Source organism: Endozoicomonas sp. ALC013, from assembly GCF_049310205.1.
Classification (GTDB): domain Bacteria; phylum Pseudomonadota; class Gammaproteobacteria; order Pseudomonadales; family Endozoicomonadaceae; genus Endozoicomonas.
The window spans coordinates 103,526-125,235 of the sequence record NZ_JBLYNS010000001.1 but is presented as its reverse complement, the minus strand read 5'-3'; the positions used below and the strand labels follow the sequence as shown (position 1 = coordinate 125,235).

20 protein-coding genes are annotated in these 21,710 nt (G+C 49.1%); 11 read left to right on the top strand and 9 right to left on the bottom strand.

What is annotated here, in order from left to right; all coding sequences use genetic code 11:
* Positions 1–244: 244 nt before the first annotated feature.
* Entirely contained in the window at positions 245–1,684 is a 1,440-nt protein-coding gene (pykF, locus tag ACO6V1_RS00550; protein WP_422459096.1) for a pyruvate kinase PykF, read from the top strand.
* Between the two features lie 133 nt (positions 1,685–1,817).
* On the opposite strand, the gene ACO6V1_RS00545 is transcribed toward pykF, so the two are convergent.
* A complete protein-coding gene (locus ACO6V1_RS00545) occupies positions 1,818–2,819 on the bottom strand; it encodes a threonine ammonia-lyase (RefSeq protein WP_422444967.1) in 1,002 nt (333 codons plus the stop codon).
* Positions 2,820–3,049: 230 nt separating this feature from the next.
* Between ACO6V1_RS00545 and ACO6V1_RS00540 the strand changes: the two genes are divergently transcribed.
* A complete protein-coding gene (locus tag ACO6V1_RS00540) occupies positions 3,050–3,805 on the top strand; it encodes a hypothetical protein (protein WP_422459097.1) in 756 nt (251 codons plus the stop codon).
* Between the two features lie 42 nt (positions 3,806–3,847).
* Here ACO6V1_RS00540 and aceA read toward each other — a convergent pair whose 3' ends face one another.
* A complete protein-coding gene (aceA, locus tag ACO6V1_RS00535; RefSeq protein WP_422444963.1) occupies positions 3,848–5,164 on the bottom strand; it encodes an isocitrate lyase in 1,317 nt (438 codons plus the stop codon).
* Positions 5,165–5,302: 138 nt separating this feature from the next.
* Here aceA and ACO6V1_RS00530 point away from each other — a divergent pair, with 138 nt between their 5' ends.
* The 4 genes from ACO6V1_RS00530 to ACO6V1_RS00515 all read left to right on the top strand — a co-directional run bounded on the left by ACO6V1_RS00530 (position 5,303) and on the right by ACO6V1_RS00515 (position 10,241).
* The gene (locus tag ACO6V1_RS00530; protein ID WP_422444961.1) at positions 5,303–6,235 is read left to right on the top strand and encodes a LysR family transcriptional regulator; all 933 of its coding nucleotides are present in this window, start codon (positions 5,303–5,305) and stop codon (positions 6,233–6,235) included.
* Positions 6,236–6,420: 185 nt separating this feature from the next.
* Positions 6,421–6,552, top strand: coding sequence for a hypothetical protein (locus tag ACO6V1_RS00525; protein WP_269674385.1), 132 nt, complete (start codon positions 6,421–6,423; stop codon positions 6,550–6,552).
* A 171-nt stretch (positions 6,553–6,723) separates the two neighbouring features.
* Positions 6,724–7,899: an alpha-hydroxy acid oxidase gene (locus ACO6V1_RS00520; RefSeq protein ID WP_422444959.1), complete on the top strand. Its 1,176-nt coding sequence runs from the start codon at positions 6,724–6,726 to the stop codon at positions 7,897–7,899.
* A 158-nt stretch (positions 7,900–8,057) separates the two neighbouring features.
* Positions 8,058–10,241: a malate synthase G gene (locus tag ACO6V1_RS00515; protein WP_422465397.1), complete on the top strand. Its 2,184-nt coding sequence runs from the start codon at positions 8,058–8,060 to the stop codon at positions 10,239–10,241.
* 133 nt (positions 10,242–10,374) lie between these two features.
* Here ACO6V1_RS00515 and purB read toward each other — a convergent pair whose 3' ends face one another.
* The 3 genes from purB to mnmA form a co-directional block, all read right to left on the bottom strand.
* Entirely contained in the window at positions 10,375–11,745 is a 1,371-nt protein-coding gene (purB, locus tag ACO6V1_RS00510) for an adenylosuccinate lyase (protein ID WP_422444955.1), read from the bottom strand.
* 174 nt (positions 11,746–11,919) lie between these two features.
* Positions 11,920–12,531, bottom strand: a complete 612-nt coding sequence (hflD, locus tag ACO6V1_RS00505; RefSeq protein WP_422444953.1) for a high frequency lysogenization protein HflD — start codon at positions 12,529–12,531, stop codon at positions 11,920–11,922.
* A 57-nt stretch (positions 12,532–12,588) separates the two neighbouring features.
* Positions 12,589–13,710, bottom strand: coding sequence for a tRNA 2-thiouridine(34) synthase MnmA (gene mnmA, locus ACO6V1_RS00500; RefSeq protein ID WP_422459101.1), 1,122 nt, complete (start codon positions 13,708–13,710; stop codon positions 12,589–12,591).
* A gap of 310 nt (positions 13,711–14,020) precedes the next feature.
* Between mnmA and icd the strand changes: the two genes are divergently transcribed.
* The 3 genes from icd to clpA all read left to right on the top strand — a co-directional run bounded on the left by icd (position 14,021) and on the right by clpA (position 18,352).
* Positions 14,021–15,277 (top strand): NADP-dependent isocitrate dehydrogenase, encoded by a 1,257-nt coding sequence (gene icd / locus ACO6V1_RS00495; RefSeq protein ID WP_422459103.1) that lies wholly within the window; start codon positions 14,021–14,023, stop codon positions 15,275–15,277.
* 388 nt (positions 15,278–15,665) lie between these two features.
* Positions 15,666–16,022 (top strand): ATP-dependent Clp protease adapter ClpS, encoded by a 357-nt coding sequence (clpS, locus tag ACO6V1_RS00490; RefSeq protein ID WP_101748546.1) that lies wholly within the window; start codon positions 15,666–15,668, stop codon positions 16,020–16,022.
* 20 nt (positions 16,023–16,042) lie between these two features.
* The gene (gene clpA, locus ACO6V1_RS00485) at positions 16,043–18,352 is read left to right on the top strand and encodes an ATP-dependent Clp protease ATP-binding subunit ClpA (protein ID WP_422444949.1); all 2,310 of its coding nucleotides are present in this window, start codon (positions 16,043–16,045) and stop codon (positions 18,350–18,352) included.
* A 37-nt stretch (positions 18,353–18,389) separates the two neighbouring features.
* On the opposite strand, the gene infA is transcribed toward clpA, so the two are convergent.
* The 3 genes from infA to aat all read right to left on the bottom strand — a co-directional run bounded on the left by infA (position 18,390) and on the right by aat (position 20,134).
* Positions 18,390–18,608, bottom strand: coding sequence for a translation initiation factor IF-1 (gene infA, locus ACO6V1_RS00480; protein WP_020583463.1), 219 nt, complete (start codon positions 18,606–18,608; stop codon positions 18,390–18,392).
* Between the two features lie 102 nt (positions 18,609–18,710).
* Positions 18,711–19,418: an arginyltransferase gene (locus ACO6V1_RS00475; protein WP_422444946.1), complete on the bottom strand. Its 708-nt coding sequence runs from the start codon at positions 19,416–19,418 to the stop codon at positions 18,711–18,713.
* Positions 19,418–20,134, bottom strand: a complete 717-nt coding sequence (aat, locus tag ACO6V1_RS00470; RefSeq protein ID WP_422444944.1) for a leucyl/phenylalanyl-tRNA--protein transferase — start codon at positions 20,132–20,134, stop codon at positions 19,418–19,420. The genes ACO6V1_RS00475 and aat overlap by 1 nt, the downstream gene beginning before the upstream one ends.
* A 389-nt stretch (positions 20,135–20,523) precedes the next feature.
* On the opposite strand from aat, the gene ACO6V1_RS00465 reads away from it, so the two are divergent.
* Positions 20,524–20,904 (top strand): hypothetical protein, encoded by a 381-nt coding sequence (locus ACO6V1_RS00465; protein WP_422459105.1) that lies wholly within the window; start codon positions 20,524–20,526, stop codon positions 20,902–20,904.
* Positions 20,905–20,938: 34 nt separating this feature from the next.
* Here ACO6V1_RS00465 and ACO6V1_RS00460 read toward each other — a convergent pair whose 3' ends face one another.
* Positions 20,939–21,064: a hypothetical protein gene (locus tag ACO6V1_RS00460; protein ID WP_422444942.1), complete on the bottom strand. Its 126-nt coding sequence runs from the start codon at positions 21,062–21,064 to the stop codon at positions 20,939–20,941.
* Positions 21,065–21,149: 85 nt separating this feature from the next.
* On the opposite strand from ACO6V1_RS00460, the gene ACO6V1_RS00455 reads away from it, so the two are divergent.
* Complete coding sequence (locus ACO6V1_RS00455; RefSeq protein WP_422444940.1) at positions 21,150–21,428, top strand: 4a-hydroxytetrahydrobiopterin dehydratase; 279 nt, start codon at positions 21,150–21,152, stop codon at positions 21,426–21,428.
* Positions 21,429–21,710: the final 282 nt, after the last annotated feature.

Sequence of the window (21,710 nt, the reverse complement as noted above, 5' to 3'; positions counted from 1 at the left end):
TCTTTCTATAATAAGTCACTGTTTCACAAGCATTTTCATAAGTTATTATGGTTGGTGATTAATTAAACATATTTTCGGAAAATACTGATCTAAAACAACGGATTTATTGTAAAAAGGCCAAGGTTTTCTTTCGTTTTTGCGGTAGTATCCGCACCCACCAAAGTGTCGGGACTTCGTATACCTGACCGTCAATCACACTGGGAGACTCTCGGACTTATGCCCGACAGGCTCCCGGAAATCCCCTATGACGGAGAAAACTCCAGTGAGAAAGACTAAGATCGTCTGTACCATCGGCCCAAAGTCTGAATCCCATGAGATGCTGACCAAACTGGTCGACAATGGCATGAATGTGATGCGACTGAATTTCTCTCATGGTGACTTTGACGAGCATGGTGCCCGTATTGCCCGTCTGCGCGAAGTCATGGCTGAAACCGGTAAGCGTGTTGCCATTCTTCTGGACACAAAAGGCCCTGAAATCCGAACTGTTAAACTGCACAGTGGCGACGACGTCATGCTGAGCGCAGGACAGGAATTTACTCTGACTACCGACGCGTCTGTTATTGGTGACAGCACGCGTGTAGCGGTTACCTACGCCGGCCTGACCGATGACCTGAAGCCGGGTAACACGGTTCTGCTGGACGATGGCCTGATTGAACTGACGGTAAAAGAAGTCAAGGCTCAGGAAATCGTCTGTGAAGTCAAGAACAACGGTGAACTGGGTGAAAACAAAGGCGTAAACCTGCCAGGTGTTAAAGTTAACCTGCCAGCCCTGTCAGAAAAGGATAAGGCTGACCTGGTCTTCGGTTGTGAGCAGGGCGTTGATTTTGTAGCGGCTTCCTTTATTCGTAAAGCCAGCGACGTTAACGAGATCCGTGAACTCCTGGATGCCAACGGTGGTAAGGAAATCCAGATCATTTCCAAGATCGAGAACCAGGAAGGCGTTGATAACTTCGACGACATTCTGGCCGTTTCTGATGCCATCATGGTGGCCCGTGGTGACCTGGGTGTAGAAATCCCGGTTGATCAGGTGATCTTTGCCCAGAAGATGATGATCAACAAGTGTAACCATGCCCGTAAGCCGGTTATCACGGCTACCCAGATGCTGGATTCGATGATCAAGAATCCCCGTCCAACCCGTGCAGAAGCCGGTGACGTAGCAAACGCTATTCTGGACGGCACCGATGCCGTTATGCTCTCCGGTGAGAGTGCCAAAGGTAAGTACCCGGCAGAATCTGTGGCGGTTATGGCAACCATCTGTAACAGCACGGATGGCAGCATGGAACTGCGTGTTGAAGAGTTCGATGCGGAGATCGACAACTATCGCAGTATCACGCAAGCGGTCTGCCGTGGAGCAGTCAAGACGGCAGATATTCTGGCTGCCAAGCTGATTATCGTTGCCACTGAGCAGGGTAAGTCTGCACGTTCTCTGCGTAAGTTCTTCCCTAAAGCCCAGATTCTGGCGTTGACTTCTTCCGAGAAGACCGCTAACCAACTCAGTCTGAGCAAAGGGGTGACCACCAGCCTGGTCTCACAGCAGGAAAACACCGATGCATTCTACAAGCTGGGTAAAGAGCTGGCGGTGAAGCACAACTTTGTTCAGTCTGGTGATCTGGTTGTCATGGTTTCCGGTGCCCTGGTTGAGTCCGGTACTACCAATACTGCTTCTGTGCACGTGATCGATTAATATCTGAGCTCTTTTTGATTACACCCTCTTGCCTGTCCTTCCCACTGCGGGGGAGGGCTGGCAGGCATTGCTACAGATTGGATATATTTTCACCAGTTATGCCTGCCCAACGACCAGCCGGTCAATCGGATACTCAGACAGCCTCTAATATTGCAGCGTACTTATCCGGATCAACGTTACCTCCACTGCCAATCGCCACTACGGTTTTATTTTCAAACAGTGCCGGGTTATCCATAATCGCGGCAATGGCCACCGCACCGCTGGGTTCCAGCACCAGGTTCATCTCCTGAAAACCGAGCCTGATGGCGTCATGGGATTTTTGCGGATTGACTGTTATACCCCTGACACCGGTTTGCAGAACGATGTCCAGGTTGGCAATGCCAGGCTCAAGGGCCAGTAAAGCATCACAGTCACACAGGATATGACCTTTGGCTCGAGAGCGCCTGCCGTTTTCAAGGGAAATGCCCATGCCCTGGTAACCATCCACTTCTACGGCCCATACCTGGGTGTTGCTGCCAAACACCAGGCTGGATCCTGCCACCAGGCTGCCACCACCAACGGGGCAAAGAATGTGGTCACAGGATTTCCCGGACATCGCCAACTGCTCCTGCAGCTCCAGCGCTACAGATGCCTGACCAATGATGATCTCGTGGTCATCGAAAGGGTGCAGCAGAACTGCGCCGTGGTCTTTGGCTATTTGCCTGGCCATAGCGCTGGCAGCTTCCTCCCTGGAAGGTTTATTGCATTGGCAGAGAATAATCTCTGCGCCGTAACGTCTGGCATTATTGACTTTTGATGTGGGTGCATCATGGGGCATTACCAGCCTGACCGGTATGTCCAGAAGCTGTCCGGCGGCTGACAGGCCTGCTGCAAAATTTCCTGAAGAATAGGCTGTAACACCTTGTTTTTTCTGGCCATCCGTTAAATTTAACAGTCGGTAGAAGGCCCCCCGGAATTTAAAGGCCCCGGTAATTTGCAGAGACTCGGCTTTGATCAGCACTTCCCCGCTGATCAGTTCACTCAAGACATCGGATTTTAACAGCGGGGTGGTGCGCACATTGTTTCTTATTTGCTGAAAAGCATGGTTTAACTTCAGATAATCAGGAAGCTGGTTAACATTGGGTACTGCTGACATAACCTCAACATCTTTAACTTATTAAAGGCAAACTGGCTTTGGTGCTACCATCGCCTTTAAAAGATAGTCAAGATTGGCTGTGAGGTCTGAAAAGTTCAGTGCCGGGCGGTTTTCCCGGGCACCGGGATAGCGTGGGCTGTGACAGTTATCACTTAAAAATTGAACTTATACATAAAGAACAAGTCTATGTAAATGATGCAGTTATAATAATTATCTAAAGGATTGTGTGAATGTTTCCGAAGATTCCCGGGGTACCAGCCTTCGTATCATCTGAACGGGCTAATCAAGGTTCAGGTGCAAGCAAAGGAAATAGCTCAAAAACAGCAAAGGATTTTTACTCGAAATTCAGTTCGCCTTATGCATATCAACGTGCTGTCTGGATTCTTGATGATATAAAAAACTTCATTAATTCCACACAGTCAACACTCAAAGATGTGCAGGCACTTCGGAGGGCAATACATGAAAGAAATTTTTCACCCTCTGCCATTGGTAAAAAGTTTGTTCCTAAACAACCCTGCACGCCATACGCAGAGCAGCAGACAGCAGAAATCCTTACAGACTTCGATTCTTTCAGGTGCTCCCGATACACAACCCTTGGGGATGGTGCCGCCCTGCGTCGATTAATCAATGCTAAATTTCGGAACAACGAATTATCAAAAAGTGGCACTACTGTTTACCACACTGCACATTCGGAGTCGTCAGACTATCAAAAATTAGTGGAGAACTATGATAAAGCGGTGGATGGCCTGTTTGCTCATCAGGTATCAATACTGACCAACAATCTGGCGCATAAACTTACTATTTCCAGTGCTGAGCTTGAGAGTATCCAGCGTAAAAGTAACAAGTCAGCGAAAGTCAGGTCACTTCTCGATACGTTAATAACGCCCAGTAAGCTCAGGAAGTCACAGGAAAAAACAGCTCTCAGTTTTAAGAGTGCGCTAAAGAGAGTGCATCCTGAACTGGCCAGAGATATGTTTCATCGCTAAAAATGAGCCCCGTCATCCATCAGGGGCTCAAGCATTTACGATCTAGAACTGCTCTTCTTCAGTAGAGCCGGTTAATGCTGTTACTGAAGACTGACCACCCTGGATAACCGTTGTCATATCATCAAAATAACCGGTTCCGACTTCCTGTTGGTGGGCAACAAACGTGTAACCTTTTTCCGCAGCACCAAACTCTGGCTCCTGGACCATCTCGACATAATGCTTCATACCTTCGCCCTGGGCGTAGTTATGAGCCAGTTCAAACATGTTGTACCACATGTTATGAATGCCTGCGAGGGTGATGAACTGGTACTTGTAGCCCATATCACTCAGTTCCTGCTGGAATTTGGCGATGGTTTCATCGTCCAGGTTCTTCTTCCAGTTAAAGGAGGGTGAGCAGTTATAAGCCAGCAGCTGATCCGGGTACTCAGCTTTGATCGCTTCTGCAAATTTACGGGCTTCATCCAGGTCTGGAGTGGCGGTTTCACACCACAGCAGATCCGCGTATGGCGCATAGGCAAGACCACGGGCAATTGCCTGATCAATACCGGCCTTAGTCCGGAAGAAACCTTCAGGGGTTCTTTCGCCAGTCAGGAATGCTGCATCGTAAGGATCGCAGTCAGAGGTAATCAGATCAGCAGCGTTGGCATCGGTACGGGCCAGAACAATGGTCGGTACATCGGCAACGTCAGCAGCCAGTCGGGCCGCAATCAACTTCTGAACAGCTTCCTGGGTGGGAACCAGCACCTTGCCGCCCATATGGCCACACTTTTTAACGGAAGCCAGCTGGTCTTCAAAGTGCACTCCGGCAGCACCGGCTTCAATCATGCCCTTCATCAATTCATAGGCGTTCAGTACACCACCAAAGCCTGCCTCTGCGTCCGCCACAATCGGGGCAAACATGTCAACATAGCCTTCATCACCCGCTTGCTTACCGGCTTTCCACTGAATCTGATCAGCACGACGGAAACTGTTGTTGATGCGCTTGACTACTGCCGGCACGGAGTCAACCGGGTACAGAGACTGGTCAGGATACATGGTGCTGGCGGTATTATTATCTGCCGCAACCTGCCAGCCGGAAAGGTAGATCGCTTCAATACCTGCTTTAACCTGTTGTACTGCCTGGCCGCCAGTGAGGGCACCGAGACAGTTGACATAACCTTTTTTAGACTGGTTGCCATACACCAGGTCCCAGAGTTTCTCGGCACCCTGTCTGGCAATGGTGTTTTCGATTTTCACCGAACCTCTCAGACGGACGACGTCTTCTGCACTGTAGGTCCGTTTGACATTTTTCCAGCGTGGGTTCTCCGCCCAGTCCTTTTCAATGCGGGCAATTTCTTCAGAGCGGTTATAGCGAGCCATGTTATTTTCCTCCCCCGGACAGCGAGGTGTAGTTATGCGACTGTTGAAATTCAAACAAATGTTTGATTTACGTCGCACATCCTAAACACCTGAGAAAGATTCTGGTAATTTATAAGAGTTATCTCGGGTATTTATAGAATGAATATTGCACGCGTTGATCTGAATTTGATGGTTTACCTGGATGTTCTGCTCAGGGAGCGCAACGTAACCCGTGCCGCGGAACAGTTGGGAATTACCCAGCCCGCCATGAGTAATGGGCTGCGCAGACTGCGGGAGTTGTTTAATGATCCTCTGTTGATCCGGACCAGCGAGGGGATGACCCCAACAGAGCGTGCACTTGAACTCCAGCCACTGATTCGTGAGGCATTACTGGCCATGGAGAAAACGATTCAGCCAAGAGAGAAGTTTGATCCTGAAACCAGTCAGCGGGTTTTCCGGATCATGGCTTCTGATTATGCTGAATCAACCCTGATCCCTCTGGTGTTGAAGCAGGTTCGCTCACTGGCTCCGAATGTGACGCTGGATGTCCTGACGCCCAGTGATGTGAGCTTTCATGACGTGGAGCAAGGTTGGGTGGATATGGCCATTAACCGTTTTGACAGTCTGCCTCAGTCGTTTTATCAGTCGCGGATCTGGCAGGATGATTTTTCCTGTGTGATGAGCAGGGAAAACCCGATACTGACTGATTTTACCCTGGACACCTATCTTCAATCCCAGCATATCTGGGCCAGCAAAACCGGAATGGGGATTGGCGTAGGGGTTAATCCTGAGGATGTACAGCGACTGGGCTGGGTCGATGAAGCGCTCGCCGCTGTTGGCAAAAAACGTAAAATCAGTGTTTTTACCCGTCATTATCAGGTGGCGATGCTGTTGTCTGTCCAGAATGATCTGATCGCTACGCTTCCCAGTCGGCTTGCAGATATTGAACGATTCAGTACCAGGCTCGCTGTCGTCAGGCCCCCGTTTGAAATTCCATCATTTGACCTGTCCATGGCCTGGAGCCCTTTGCTGCATCACGACTCTGCCCATCAGTGGCTGAGGCAGATTATTAAATCCGTGGCGGGAAAGTGACCTTGTCGTTTGTTTTCACACAGGCCAACAAATAACACCATAAACCAACAGTCGCGACTGTTATTCTTTGTTTATCTGTGTTCTAATTTGCCTGCTTTCGCTGATTTGCGCGAAACAGAAGAGGAAAATAAGACATTATCCTCCGTTAAAGAACTACAAAATCAGTTGGATTATTGGAGATAAAAATGGATTGGCTGAGTGATCTGGAAGCAGAGCATGCACTGTTTGATGTTGCCGAAGAGTGCAAGGAATTTATCGCCGAGTCATACTACTTGTTAATCTCTGAGCAGCAGCAGGGTGTTGTCCTGGACGACTGATTGACCAGAGCAGACGTTATTGAAAAAGCCCTTTTCTTTTTCCCAAAAGAAAAGGGCTTTCTTTTTTCCCTTCACAGAATTTGAAGCCGGACCAGACAGAACTCCCGGATTTTGCACATTTGTTTTTGCCCGCTAGATTTAACAGACTCCTACAAAATTTGGGCAGATCCTATGTTTGCCGCTCACTCCAATCTTGCACAAATATGCTCTATTCATGACTTACAGGCTCTGGCCAGAAAACGTGTGCCAAAAATGTTCTATGACTACGTAGACTCAGGTGCCTGGTCTGAAAGGACTTATGACAGTAATCACTCTGACTTTAACCATTTACTGTTTCGACAGCGGGTTGGGGTGGATGTAGCCCAGAGAAGTACCGCATCTCTTATGGCGCAGACTCCGGTGACAATGCCGGTGGCGCTGGCTCCTGTTGGGTTGGCAGGGATGCAGTATCCTGATGGTGAGATTCTGGCTGCCAGGGCTGCAGAAGCATTTGGTATTCCCTTTGCACTGTCCAGCTTGAGTATTTGTTCAATTGAAGACGTTGCCCGGCAGACCCATCAACCTTTCTGGTTTCAGTTGTATGTATTTAAAGACCGGGATTTTACCCTGCAACTGATGGAACGAGCCAGAAAGGCAGGTTGTAAAACACTGGTTGTCACCATGGATCTGCCCATCATGGGGCAAAGGCATAAAGATGTTAAAAACAGGCTTTCAGCCCCGCCCCGGATAACCGCCACATCGCTGATTCAGTTCCTTAATCGCCCGGTCTGGTGTTTGAAGATGGCTTTCTCATCACATCATACTTTCGGGAATATTGTCGGTCACGCAAAAGGAGTCAACAATCTGAGCTCTCTTGCCATGTGGACATCAGAGCAGCTGGATGCCTCATTAAGCTGGAACGATATACAGTGGATTCGTGATCACTGGGATGGTTATTTGATCATTAAGGGAATACTGAATGCCGAAGACTTATATCGCACCATTGATGCAGGTGCCCAGGCCGTGGTGGTCTCTAACCATGGTGGACGCCAACTGGATGGTGCTCCGTCAACCATCAGAACTGTGGCAGGTCTTGTAAAAGCGGCAAACCAGCAGGTTGATGTGTTGCTGGATAGTGGTGTGCGCAGTGGCCAGGATGTACTGAAGGCGATTGCGCTTGGCGCTCAGGGGGTTCTTGTTGGGCGAGCCTTTGCTTATGGGCTGGGGGCTGCCGGTGAAGCTGGTGTAAACCGTGCTCTGGAGATCATTTATAAAGAGCTTGAGTCCACCATGGCACTGATTGGCGAGACGAAAATCTCCAGCCTGGGCGCTCATAATTTGATTATTCCCGATCAATTTTCCATTTAACAGCCACCATTCACAGGATAAATAGCCGTCATTGCGGGCGTTAATTGGACATACCTTCTCGCTTCGATAACATTGACAGTTGGATTGTTGTGCTTGTACATGGTTGCAGCATAATGTATACGTCAGTTGCATAATAATGATCAGGAAGTGAGGTTGAAATGACTGAACGCATCCAGAAAGGCGGCCTGCAAATCGCCCCGGTACTCCATGATTTACTGGTAAATGACATTGTTCCGGGAACTGGTGTGGACCCGGAGAAGTTCTGGCTGTCCCTCGAAGCGTTGGTTAATGACCTCGCCCCTGAAAACAAAGCGCTTCTGGCTCGTCGGGATGAACTTCAGCAGAAGATTGATGCATGGCACCAGCAAAACCGTTATACCGAAGAAACTAAGTCTGAGTACAGGTCTTTCCTTGAGGAAACAGGATATCTGCTGCCTGAAGGGGATGACTTTGCCATCTCCACCAGCAAGGTCGACAGCGAAATAGCTCGTCAGGCAGGGCCCCAGCTGGTAGTTCCTGTTATGAATGCCCGCTTTGCCTTGAATGCAGCCAATGCCCGCTGGGGCAGCCTGTATGATGCGCTGTATGGAACGGACGCTATTCCGGACAGCGAAGGAGCAGAAAAGGGCAAAGGGTATAACCCGGTTCGTGGCAGAAAAGTGATTGAGTTTGGTCGTGAATTGCTGGATACTGCGGCTCCACTGGCTTCCGGTAGCCACAAAGACGCCGTTCGCTATCAGGTGTTGGAGAACAGTCTGGCCATTTCACTTGAGGATGGTTCAATCACATCCCTGAAAGAGCCGGAAAAGTTCTGTGGCTATACCGGAACACCTGAAAAGCCCGACTCAATACTGTTGAAAAATAATGAGTTACACATTGATATTCAGATGGATCCTGAAGGTGTGATCGGCAGGGATGACGCTGCGGATGTACAGGATCTGATCGTTGAGGCTGCCATTACCACCATAATGGACTGCGAAGATTCCGTGGCGGCAGTGGATGCAGAAGACAAGGCCCTGGTCTATCGCAACTGGCTTGGACTGATGAAAGGTGATCTGGAAGATACTTTCGTTAAAGGTGGCAAGCCGGTGACCCGAAAGCTGAGTTCTGACCGGATTTACACGGCACCAGACGGCAGTGAGCTGTTCTTACCCGGCAGAAGCCTGATGTTTGTCCGGAATGTCGGCCACCTGATGACCAATGATGCCATTCTTGATGCTCAGGGTAATGAAATCCCGGAGGGCATTATGGATGGTATGTTCACCTCCCTGATTGCCATCCACGACCTGAAGAAAAAAGCAGGTAACCAGCAGAACTCCCGGGAAGGCAGCATTTATATCGTCAAGCCCAAGATGCATGGTCCCGAAGAAGTCGCCTTTACCTGCAAACTGTTTTCACGTATCGAAGCGGCGCTTGATCTACCTGCCACCACCTTGAAGGTGGGCATTATGGATGAAGAGCGCAGAACTTCCATAAACCTGAAAGCGTGTATCCGTGAGGCCAGAGATCGTATTGTCTTTATCAACACCGGTTTCCTGGACCGTACCGGGGATGAAATACACACCAGTATGGAAGCCGGACCTGTTATTCCCAAAGGGGAGATGAAGCAGTCGACCTGGATCCAGGCCTATGAAGATCAGAATGTTGATATTGGTCTCCATACAGGACTGCCCGGCAAAGCCCAGATTGGTAAAGGCATGTGGGCAATGCCGGATGAGATGGCCAAAATGATGGAGCAGAAGGTTGCTCACCCCCTGTCAGGGGCCAACACTGCCTGGGTGCCGTCTCCCAATGGCGCAACACTTCATGCCGTTCATTATCACAGAGTTAATGTTCTGGCCCGTCAGGAAGCGCTATCCCGTCGTCAACAAGCCAGTGTTGATGACATTCTGCAAATTCCGGTAATGACCGATCCGGGTAAATTATCCGCAGAGTTGATCCAGAAAGAGCTGGACAATAACGCCCAGGGCATTCTTGGCTATGTGGTGCGCTGGATTGACCAGGGTGTTGGCTGTTCCAAGGTTCCGGATATCAACGACGTTGGTCTGATGGAAGACCGTGCCACGCTGCGAATTTCCAGTCAGCACATTGCCAACTGGCTTCGTCATGATATCTGTTCAGAAGCGCAGGTAATGGCAACCATGAAGCGTATGGCTGTGATTGTAGACCGACAGAATGCCGCTGATACTGCCTACCGGCCCATGGCACCAGACTTTGATAAAAGTATTGCCTTTGCGGCAGCCTGCGACCTGGTGTTCAGGGGTTGTGAGCAGCCTAACGGTTATACCGAGCCTGTACTTCATCAACGCCGGAAAGAGTTTAAAGCGGCTGGTTTGGCTTAAAGACTGGCTGCCCGGGCGAATAAAAACGCTCTCAATCAACCGGTTAGCTGGTTAAATGAGAGCGTTTTCTCTATTGGGTCAACGATTCTCCCTGATCTTCTTTAACATTATTTTTGATGACTATTTGTCAGTGTTAAATAGCCAGAGCCTGCTCTACCGCATTACCAACATAGGTGGCTGGTGTCAGCGCTTTTAGCTCGGCCTTTACATTGGCAGGAAGCTCCAGACCATCAATAAACGTTGCCAGAGTCGCTTTGGTAATGCCTTCCTGACCACGGGTCAGTGCTTTCAGCTTTTCATAAGGCTGTTCGATACCATAGCGGCGCATGACGGTTTGAATGGGTTCTGCCAGCACTTCCCAGGCGTTATCAAGGTCTTGCTGAAGACGGGCAGGGGAGGCTTCCAGCTTGCCAATGCCTTTCAGGGTCGCCGCGTATGCAATCAGACTCTGACCCAGACCAACGCCCATATTGCGCAGCACGGTGGAGTCCGTCAGATCGCGCTGCCAGCGGGACACCGGCAGTTTGGCAGCAAGATGCTGCATAATGGCGTTGGCGATGCCCAGGTTACCTTCAGAGTTTTCAAAATCAATCGGGTTGACTTTGTGGGGCATGGTGGAAGAGCCTACCTCACCGGCAACCGTCTTCTGCTTGAAATACCCCAGAGAGATATAGCCCCAGACATCCCGGTCAAAGTCGATCAGAATGGTGTTGAAACGACAGATGGCATCATAAAGCTCAGCAATGTAGTCGTGGGGTTCGATTTGGGTGGTGTAGGGGTTCCACTCCAGACCCAGACTGGTAACAAACTGCTCGGCATGTTCAGCCCAGTCCACTTCCGGGTAGGCCGACAGGTGGGCATTGTAGTTGCCGACAGCACCATTGATTTTTCCCATGGGGACAATGCTTTCGATGTGTTTCAGCTGACGCTTCAGGCGGTAAGCCACATTGGCCATCTCTTTGCCCAGGGTGGTCGGGGAGGCGGTCTGGCCGTGGGTTCTGGACAGCATGGGCTGGTCGGCATGGGTCCTGGCCAGCTGTTCAATGGCTGTGATGATGTTACGCATCTCAGGCAGCACGGCTTCGCTCATACCGGTTTTCAGCATCAGGCCATGGGCGAGGTTATTGATATCTTCCGATGTGCAGGCAAAATGGACAAACTCACTGATCGCTGACAGCTCATCATTACCCTGAAAGCGCTCTTTGATCAGGTATTCCACCGCTTTCACATCGTGGTTGGTGGTGCGCTCAATCTCTTTCACCCGCTCAGCTTCGGCCATGGAGAAACTACTGACCAGACTGTTCAGCAACTGGCTGGCTGGTTCAGACAGTGCCGGAACCTCGGTAATGGCAGAATGGCTGGCCAGAGATTGCAACCAGTGAACCTCCACCGCAACCCGAAAGCGGATCAGTCCATATTCACTGAAAATGGTTCTGAGGGATTGGGTCTTATCACCATAACGTCCATCAATGGGAGAGACGGCGGTCAGTGCATTCAGCTCCATGTTTTATGCCTTAAGCTCGGGGGAAAAGGGCGCATGATAACGGATCCCTCTGTCAGATTCTAATCATTGGCCGGTTGGCCTGAAGCAGAATGCTGATCAGGAGGGAGATCACAGGCAGTTTTCCGATGCAGTGGATGGGTCAGGCACCGGGAAGTGCCCTTTGAAATTCAGCTATTACAGTCGCTTGAGGCCATCAAGTAACTTGCTTCGGCTGATGAACAGGTGCCAGCGACTGCCACCACACTGACGCCAGAGGGCGGCAGAGCGGATACCGGCTAGCAGGATGGCTCTGATCCGGTTAGCGTTAACCGGGTTCTGCAGGTGACGCATATCGCCAGCCACCTGTATCCGGGTTTTAAAGGTGCTGATGGTATCCAGGTAGATGCTGGCCAGGCTGGCAATCACATTGTCATGCAGCATGCCAAAATGTTCGACCTGTTCTTTGGTTCTGTTGAGACGCTCACCGATGGTGTTCAGCATCTTCCGGTTACGACTCAGCTTTTTCTCAATGTGAATCAGGGCCAGGGCATAGCGGATAACATCCCCCTGAATCGCGGAGCTGTCCCTGCTTAACACGGACTCCAGGGTTTTTCGCCCCTTGGACAGACCATTGAAACCACCGTAAACTTGGGAGACATCATCCGGTGAGGTGACAAAAATACTGTGGATGGATGGGGTCAGAGCCTCTTCACTCCATTGCCCGGTCCTGGCCAGCTTGTCTACCAACTCTGCGGCCTGGAACACGCCAGATAATGCCGCCGCCTGGTCCTTTGTAGAATATCGCACCAATCTTCTTCTCTGGGATTTCCGTTGTCGTTGATAAGATTTTCAGGTTCGTGAAGGTCAAGCTGACGCTTGTGTTCGTGTTTCAATAACACCGCCGCCAAGGCAAACATTCTCACCATAAAGGTCATCATAAAAGACCACCGACTGGCCCGGGGTAACTGCCCGTTGCGGCTGATCAAAGATAACCCGGTAATCACCGCTGGCTTCCTGGGTAAGCGTGCAATCCTGATCCTGCTGGCGATAACGCACTTTTGCCTTGAGCTGACAGGGCATCTGTGGCGCTTTTCCTGAAACCCAGTCGATGTGCGAGCAGGTCAGGCTATCTGAGAAGAGCAGGGGGTGATCCTTGCCCTGGCCAGCGATTAGCACATTTCTTTCAAGGTCTTTATCAAGTACATACCAGGGCGCTTCATCGGCATTTTTCAGTCCGCCGATCCCAAGCCCCTGTCTCTGGCCAATGGTGTGGTACATCAAACCCGAGTGTTCACCAATCACCTTGCCATCTTCCGTTTCAATAACGCCAGGTTGTGCTGGCAGGTACTGCTGCAAAAAGTCCTTGAATCGGCGCTCGCCGATGAAGCAGATGCCGGTGCTGTCCTTTTTGTTATGGGTGATCAGACCGTGCTCTTCGGCAATGCGTCGAACTTCAGTTTTTTCCAGGTCACCGACCGGAAAGAGAGTGCGGGCAATCTGTTGTTCGCTTACCGCATGGAGGAAGTAGGTTTGATCTTTACTGTTATCAACCCCTTTCACCAGATAGCTATGACCATCACGATCCACACGACGGCAGTAATGCCCCATCGCTATGTAATCGCTGCCGAGGGTGAATGCGTAATCCAGAAAGGCTTTGAACTTGATCTCTTTATTGCACAGGATATCCGGATTCGGAGTTCTGCCGTTTTTGTATTCATTGAGAAAATGTTCGAAAACATTATCCCAGTATTCAGCGGCAAAATTGGCTTTATGTAAATGAATGCCAAGTTTGTCACAGACGGCCTGGGCATCGGCCAGATCGGTCATTGCGGTGCAGTATTCAGACCCGTCATCTTCCTCCCAGTTCTTCATAAAAAGTCCTTCCACCTGGTAGCCCTGCTGTTGCAGAAGCAAAGCGGATACGGACGAGTCAACACCGCCGGACATGCCAACAATCACTTTGGTTTGGGAGGGATGTTTTATCACTGGGGTATACTGCCACCTGTCAAAAATAGCTGGCCATTTTACCTTTCCCGCTAAATAAGCGCCATACCGATGGAAATTTATAGTGGTAAACGCAGATGGCGGTTTCGCTTTTGTAACAAAACTTCGTTTATTCCTGGCTAAGGATGGTATATGGTATACGCGTTTTTGTGCGGTCAGCTTGCCGTTGTCAGCAGTGCTTTTATCCTGCTGACACTGCTGTTGGATATGGCTGCATGCTTTAAATAACGACAAGAAGCGTTGAACCAGTCTTTGATCTGGCTAAACCGATGATTAGAGAACGGAGTTGATAATGGGATACCAAAAGATCAAGGTGCCTGCCAACGGTGACAAAATCACTGTCAACGAGGACCTCTCCCTGAATGTTCCCGATACCCCTGTCATACCTTATATTGAAGGTGACGGTATTGGTGCTGACGTTTCACCAGCAATGCTGAAAGTTGTTGATGCTGCTGTGAAGAATGCCTACAAAGGGCAGCGCAAAATCGAGTGGATGGAGGTTTTCTGCGGTGAGAAGGCTACTCAGGTTTACGACGATAACACCTGGCTTCCGGAAGAAACACTTGAGGCTCTCAAAGAGTATGTTGTCAGCATTAAAGGCCCACTGACAACGCCGGTTGGTGGTGGTATTCGCTCGCTGAACGTGGCTCTTCGTCAGGAGTTGGATCTGTTTGCCTGCATTCGTCCTGTGCGCTGGTTCAAGGGTGTGCCAAGCCCGGTAAAAGAGCCGGAAAAAACGGATATGGTGATCTTCCGTGAAAACTCGGAAGATATCTATGCAGGTATCGAGTGGCAGGCTGGCAGTGCTGAAGCCGAAAAGCTGATCAACTTCCTGCGCAATGACATGGGCGTTACCAAAATCCGGTTTGAGCAAGATTGTGGTATTGGGGTCAAGCCTGTTTCAAAAGAGGGCACCGAACGTCTGGTGAAGCAGGCAATTCAGTTTGCCATCGATAACAACCGTAAATCCGTTACCCTGGTTCACAAGGGTAATATCATGAAGTTTACGGAAGGTGCCTTCAAGGATTGGGGCTATCAGACAGCTGTTGAATACTTTGGCGGCCAGCCTCTGGATGGTGGTCCATGGCATACTGTCAAAAACCCGAATACCGGTGAAGATATTGTTATCAAGGATGTGATTGCTGACGCTTTCCTGCAACAGATTCTCCTGCGCCCGGCAGAGTATGATGTCATTGCCACCCTGAACCTGAATGGTGACTACATTTCTGATGCGCTTGCTGCCCAGGTAGGTGGTATCGGTATTGCTCCTGGTGCCAATATCGGTGCGCCAACGGCCGTTTTTGAAGCCACCCACGGTACTGCTCCAAAGTATGCAGGCCAGGATAAGGTAAACCCGGGTTCCGTCATTCTTTCTGCTGAAATGATGCTTCGACACCTGGGTTGGAGTGAGGCGGCAGATCTCATTATCAAGGGTATGGATGGTGCTATCGGTGCCAAGACCGTTACCTATGATTTTGAGCGACTGATGGAGGGTGCAACGTTAGTCAAGTGCTCAGAGTTTGCCGATGAAATAATTAACCACATGTAAGTTTTCAGTTAACTTTTCATCAGTTAAAGCCGGAAATTCATTTCCGGCTTTAATATTTTATCCCCCCTTTTTTTATTGTACTTTCCACGTTTATCTCCTGTTGTTGTGAGTCGCCCGATCAATTTTCGAAAGTCGGTCATTGTGATTTGCTCCAGTATCTTTAGAATGAGAAGAGAAATCCTGGCAAATTTGTCAATTTCTTAGTAGGTGTGCACTAATTTATCTTCTGTCATCAAATGTCTGTAAACCGTGCCGATCAGTATTTTGTGCTCGTTGTTTTTATGATTAGCTTTTATGATTGGCAGTAGTAAATACTTGCGGTGCCCTGAGTGTGCTGTTGGTTACCAGACAGTTAAGTTACAAATCGAAGGTTGGCAGTCATAAAACCATGAGTAATCTCGAACTGTTTCGTCTAAGCTTGCAAAAAGAGGGAGAGGAACAGGAAGGTGATCTGAGCGTTGCAGTCGTTCCGGAAAAAACCAGACTGGCTCCCCCTCCCATGTATCAGGTCTTGCTCCTGAATGATGATTTTACACCAATGGATTTTGTTGTTGAGGTACTGGAGAAGTTTTTCAGTATGCCAGAAGGGAAGGCGACTCAAATTATGCTGATGGTACATACCCAGGGAAAAGCCGTTTGTGGTGTATACAGCAAGGATGTCGCGGAAACCAAGGCTCAGCAGGTTAATGAATATTCCAGAGAAAACGACCATCCCCTGCTGTGCAAGACAGAAAAGGCCGATTAGCGTTTTCAAGGTTACACCATATGCTTAACAAAGACCTCGAAGCAACACTGAATAATGCATTTAAAGACGCCCGCGATAATCGTCATGAATTTATGACGGTTGAGCATCTTTTACTTGCTTTGCTTGATAATGAATCCGCAGCCAGAGTCCTGGTTTCCTGCGGAATTGATCTTCATAAACTTCGCCAGGACCTCACTGAGTTTGTCAGCTCAACGACCCCATTAATCCCCGGCGATGACCATGAGCGTGAAACGCAGCCAACACTTGGCTTTCAGCGAGTACTGCAGCGTGCTGTTTTTCATGTGCAAAGCTCCGGTAAAAAGGAAGTGACCGGTGCTAATGTACTGGTCGCTATTTTCAGTGAGCAGGAAAGCCAGGCTGTCTACTTCCTGAAGCAACAAGATGTGGCCCGCATAGACGTTGTTAATTTTATTGCCCACGGAATATCCAAGACGCCGGGTCAGGAGCTCGAAGAGCTTGGTCATGATCTGTCTGATGATATGGAGCCGGAGAGCAACAGTGGTGGCAGCAGCAAGAACCCCCTCAAACTGTATGCCACTGATCTGAATGATCAGGCGCGTCTTGGCAGAATTGATCCCCTGGTTGGTCGGGCTGAAGAAGTAGAGCGGGTCTGCCAGATTCTTACCCGTCGCCGGAAAAACAACCCTTTGCTGGTTGGCGAGGCCGGGGTAGGGAAAACGGCCATTGCTGAAGGCCTGGCCCGTCGGATTGTTGATGGTGACGTGCCTGAGGTTTTGTCCAAGGCTGTTGTTTACTCCCTTGACCTGGGTTCGCTTCTGGCCGGGACCAAGTATCGTGGTGATTTTGAAAAGCGTTTCAAGCAGTTACTGAGTGAACTCAAGAAACTGGATCATGCGATTCTCTTTATCGATGAAATTCATACCATCATTGGTGCAGGTGCAGCTTCTGGCGGAGTGATGGATGCCTCAAACCTTCTGAAGCCAATGCTGACTTCCGGCGAGCTGCGCTGTATCGGTTCTACCACATTCCAGGAGTTTCGTGGGATCTTTGAAAAAGATCGGGCACTGGCAAGAAGATTCCAGAAAGTGGATATTGTCGAACCCAACGTTGAAGACACCTTCCAGATACTGCTGGGACTGAAGAAGAAATTCGAAGAGCATCATGCTATCAAGTATCAGGATGAAGCCCTGAAAGCGGCGGCCGAACTGGCAGACCGCTACATTAATGATCGTCATATGCCCGATAAAGCCATTGATGTTATTGATGAAGCAGGGGCGTATCAGCGGCTTCAGCCTGAGTCCGAACGGAAAAAAGTTATTGATGTCGATGATGTGGAAAGGATTGTCGCCAAGATGGCCAGGATTCCGCCAAAGTCTGTCTCTTCCTCTGACAAGGAATTGCTTGGCAAGCTTGAGCGCAATCTGAAAATGGTGGTGTTCGGACAGGACGAGGCGATCACTTCATTATCCACTGCTATCAAGCTTTCAAGAGCAGGCCTCAAGGCACCTGAAAAACCCGTTGGCTCCTTCCTGTTTTCCGGACCAACCGGTGTCGGCAAAACAGAAGTTTGTCGCCAACTGGCAAAGGCCCTGGGTATTGAGCTCGTGCGCTTTGATATGTCTGAGTATATGGAAGCCCACACTGTCTCACGCCTTATAGGGGCACCCCCGGGTTATGTCGGGTTTGACCAGGGCGGTCTGTTAACAGAGGCCATCAATAAAACGCCGCACTGTGTGCTGTTGCTCGATGAAATAGAGAAAGGCCACTCCGATGTGTTTAACCTGTTACTGCAGGTTATGGATCATGGCACCCTGACGGACAACAATGGTCGTAAGGCTGATTTCAGAAATGTGATTCTGATCATGACCACCAATGCCGGTGCTGAAAACATGACCAGAAGCTCCATGGGCTTTCTTGAGCAGGATCATACCACTGACGGCAATGAGGCCATTAAGAAAACCTTCACGCCTGAATTCAGAAATCGTCTGGACGCCATTATTCCTTTTGCCTCACTCAATGATGAAATTATCAAGCATGTGGTTGATAAATTCCTCACTGAGCTCCAGGCTCAGCTGGATGAGAGGCGCGTGCAGCTGGATGTTGATGACAAGGCTCGCAGCTGGCTGGCGGAGAAAGGGTTTGATCGCCAGATGGGTGCAAGGCCTATGGGGCGGGTTATTCAGGAACACTTGAAAAAGCCCATGGCGGAACAGATTCTGTTCGGAAAGCTTGCCGAGCATGGTGGTAATGTAAAAGTAACCGTTCGCAAGGGAGAGTTGTACCTCAAGTTTGAGGCAGCGAAAAGCCGTGCTTCCGATCTGGAGGCAATTGATGGTGGGGCAGGTTAGAAGACAGCGGGTAGGTGCTCAGGGGTGAGCACCGCTGTTAGCGAGAACGGTAAGTGATACGGCCTTTCGTCAGGTCGTATGGCGTCAGTTCTACCTTTACCCGGTCGCCAGTCAGAATGCGGATGTAGTTCTTGCGCATTTTTCCGGAGATGTGCGCGGTAACAACATGGCCATTTTCCAGTTCTACACGAAACATCGTATTAGGAAGGGTGTCAATAACGACACCCTCCATTTCCAGACTCTCTTCTTTTGCCATTAAATAACTACCTCAAAGGGGTTGGTACGGCTTGGTTAAATTTGTTGGGCATTCTGCCTGAAAACAATTGGTAAAGCAAAGCACCCTTTACTGTCAGTCGTATTATTTCAGTTGTCGCCATTCCTGACTGACATAAAGCTCCAGAGGGCGGTATTCGATTTTGTAATTCATTTTCTGGCATTTCCGGATCCAATAACCCAGATGGAGATAGGGTAGCCCGAGTTTTCTGGCATGATCGATAAGCCATAAAATACAATATCGACCAGGGCTGCGTTGTGAGCAATCCGGATCGTAGAAGGTGTAAATTGCGGAAAGACTGCTGCGTAAATGATCTACCACCGATACTGCAAGCAGTTGTCCGTCCAGACGGAACTCATAAAATGCGGTAAATTCGGTGCTTTCAACCAGAAAAGAGGTGTACTGGTCAATCGTTGCAGGATACATATCACCATCCTGGTGGCATTGATTGATATACTTTTCATAGAGCAGATAATGCTCATCCTGAAAGTCTGCAGACACCTTGGCAACCCTGAGTGCAGAGTTGCGATTCCAGGTCTTTCGCTGCGTTCTTCTCATTTGAAAGGCATCTACAGGGATTCTTGCCGGTATGCAGGCCCTGCAGCGGTTGCAGTGTGGGCGGTAAATATGCTGGCCACTTCGTCGAAACCCAACGTCGGCAAGATCACTGCACAACTCTTTGTTCAGCGGAATTTCCGGATCCATAAATAGTGTGGTTGCCTGCTCCTCTGGCAGGTAACTGCATTCATGGGGTTGTGTGGCATAAAATTTGATATTTTTGTACTGGCTCATTATCGAAGGTCATTCCATTGCCATTCCTGTTTCCAGTCTGAACAGGAAGGTGTCTGTGAGCAATAGCGGTCCAAATAATCTACAAATCTGGATCTTGAAATCAATTTTGCCCCAAGAGAGTCCAAATGGTCTGAATAGACCTGACAATCAATCAGTTCAAACTGCCAGGCTAAAAGTTGTTCAGAAAGGGCTGCCATGGCGATTTTGGAAGTATTGCTCTCTCGGCTGAACATGGATTCCGCGAAAAAAATTCGCCCTTGAGCTACCCCATAAAGCCCTCCAACCAGCCTGTCTTCTTGCCAGACCTCAACAGAGTGTGCATGCCCGGCATCATGCAAAGCTGTGTAGGCGTCAATCATCTCATCGGTAATCCAGGTTCCTTCTGAGTCCCTGCGGATACTTGAGCAGGCCGTTATAACCGCTGCAAAGTCGTCATCAAAAGTAACCCGGTAGAGCTCTTTTCGCAGCAGCTTGCGCAATGATCGGGATAAATACAGCTCTCCCGGTTTCAACACCATTCGTGGGGAGGGTGACCACCATAAAATAGGATCGCCCTCATTAAACCAGGGAAAAATGCCTTGCTGGTAAGCCATTACCAAAGTGTCCACCGCAAGATTGCCCCCAATAGCCAAAAGCCCGTCCGGCTGTTTAAGCGCATGCTCAAGGGGAGGAAAGCTGATAACATGGTCCGGCAAAAGTGTTATTGTCTCAGGCATTGTCTAACGTGTTGTTTTATCAAGCTGTTGAGTGCATTGGTGCAGTATCAGGATTACTGCTCCCATCAGAATACCCTATAACCCGGGCTTAGCCCATGAATTTGCAAGTTGGCCATGTATGGCTGCAATTTGGTAAAAAATTCCCTGGACAGGCAAAGTTATCTGTTCATTTTTCAGATAAGCCTTTCAATATGTCTTTTTATGTATTAGACTCCGCCACCTAGTCTACTGATATTCTGCTTTTAACCAGCCGCTTAATGAAGAATAACTCATATCTTCTTAATATTTCTCTCGCTTCAGTGCGTAACTCTCGCGCTGGTGGAAGCTTTTTATTAATTCCTATCTTATAAAACTCCCCGGAGGTAATCGAATCTATGGGTACCCTGAGCATGGGCGGAAGCATTGATACAAGCAGTGAAATGGATATCATTGAACAGCAACGCCTGGCAGCTCTTATTGAAATTACAGAGCAACACAATCGGGAAGTAAGCCAGCTCAAATCGCGCCTGGAAACTGCCGAGAAGAAAGCTGAAAAAGCTGCTGCCCAGCTGAAAAACATGGAAAATGAACTGAAAGATCTGAGAGCCAGCAATCCTGATCGAATGAAGAAGCAGATCAAGCGTCTTCAGGAACAGAATCGCACGCTTACTGGTGAAAACAGTGGTCTGAAAACCAAACAAAAGCAGCTTACCCAGCAGCTGAATACTGCAACTCAGGAGCTTGAGCAGCTGAAGTCTGAAGAGGCTGAAGCAGAAACTGAGAAGGCGTAATTCCTAACCTGGATTACTGGTGACTCCTGGCAGTTCAGTAGGCATCCGGCAACCGCTTACCCCGTGCTTTGGGTTGTTGCCGGTAAGGCACCGCAAGCTTCTTGCAGGTATAGACTGCCTCGCAGGGTCTGTGCACTTTCTCCACAGCATGACCAGACAATTTGCATACCTGCATTTCTGATGCCATCCCCTTATATTTGAATTAGACTGAATTTCGGTTTTTATTCAATAACAGGAGTGCACGTATGAATGACTGGGTTTCCTGTCAGTATGACAGCATTGATCATATTGAAAAATCCTTCGACTTTAAAAAATACTCTCGAGCTTTGGCATTCTGTAACGCCATTGCCTGTCTGGCCGAATCTCATGTCCACCATCCGCGAATTGTTATTGAGTGGGGCAAGGTAACTATTGCCTGGGGAACCCATCAATCCGATGAGGGCAGTGGCGTGCTGGCTATTGATCGGGCATTGGCACAGCGTTGCGATACTTTATATGAACAGATGAATACCCCTGTTTCCTGATTCTTATAGCTCTGGGTATTCTGCCCAGAGTTCGCTCCGTCTCAGTTCATGAATCGGTGCCTGTGTCCTCATGTTTTGAGAGTGGTTCTCCTTGCTTAAAATCACACGCCCAAATGGCGAGTGTGAGCCGTGAGCTATTGATTTCTTTGAATTTCTCTTAATATTATAAAATGATCTTAATCTTCAATGGACGTATTTTGATTCTGAATCATACTTACGATGCTGGTTTGATCGACTTCCCCCTACGAACAGATCAGTCTAGGTCAGTAATGACCTTGGTAC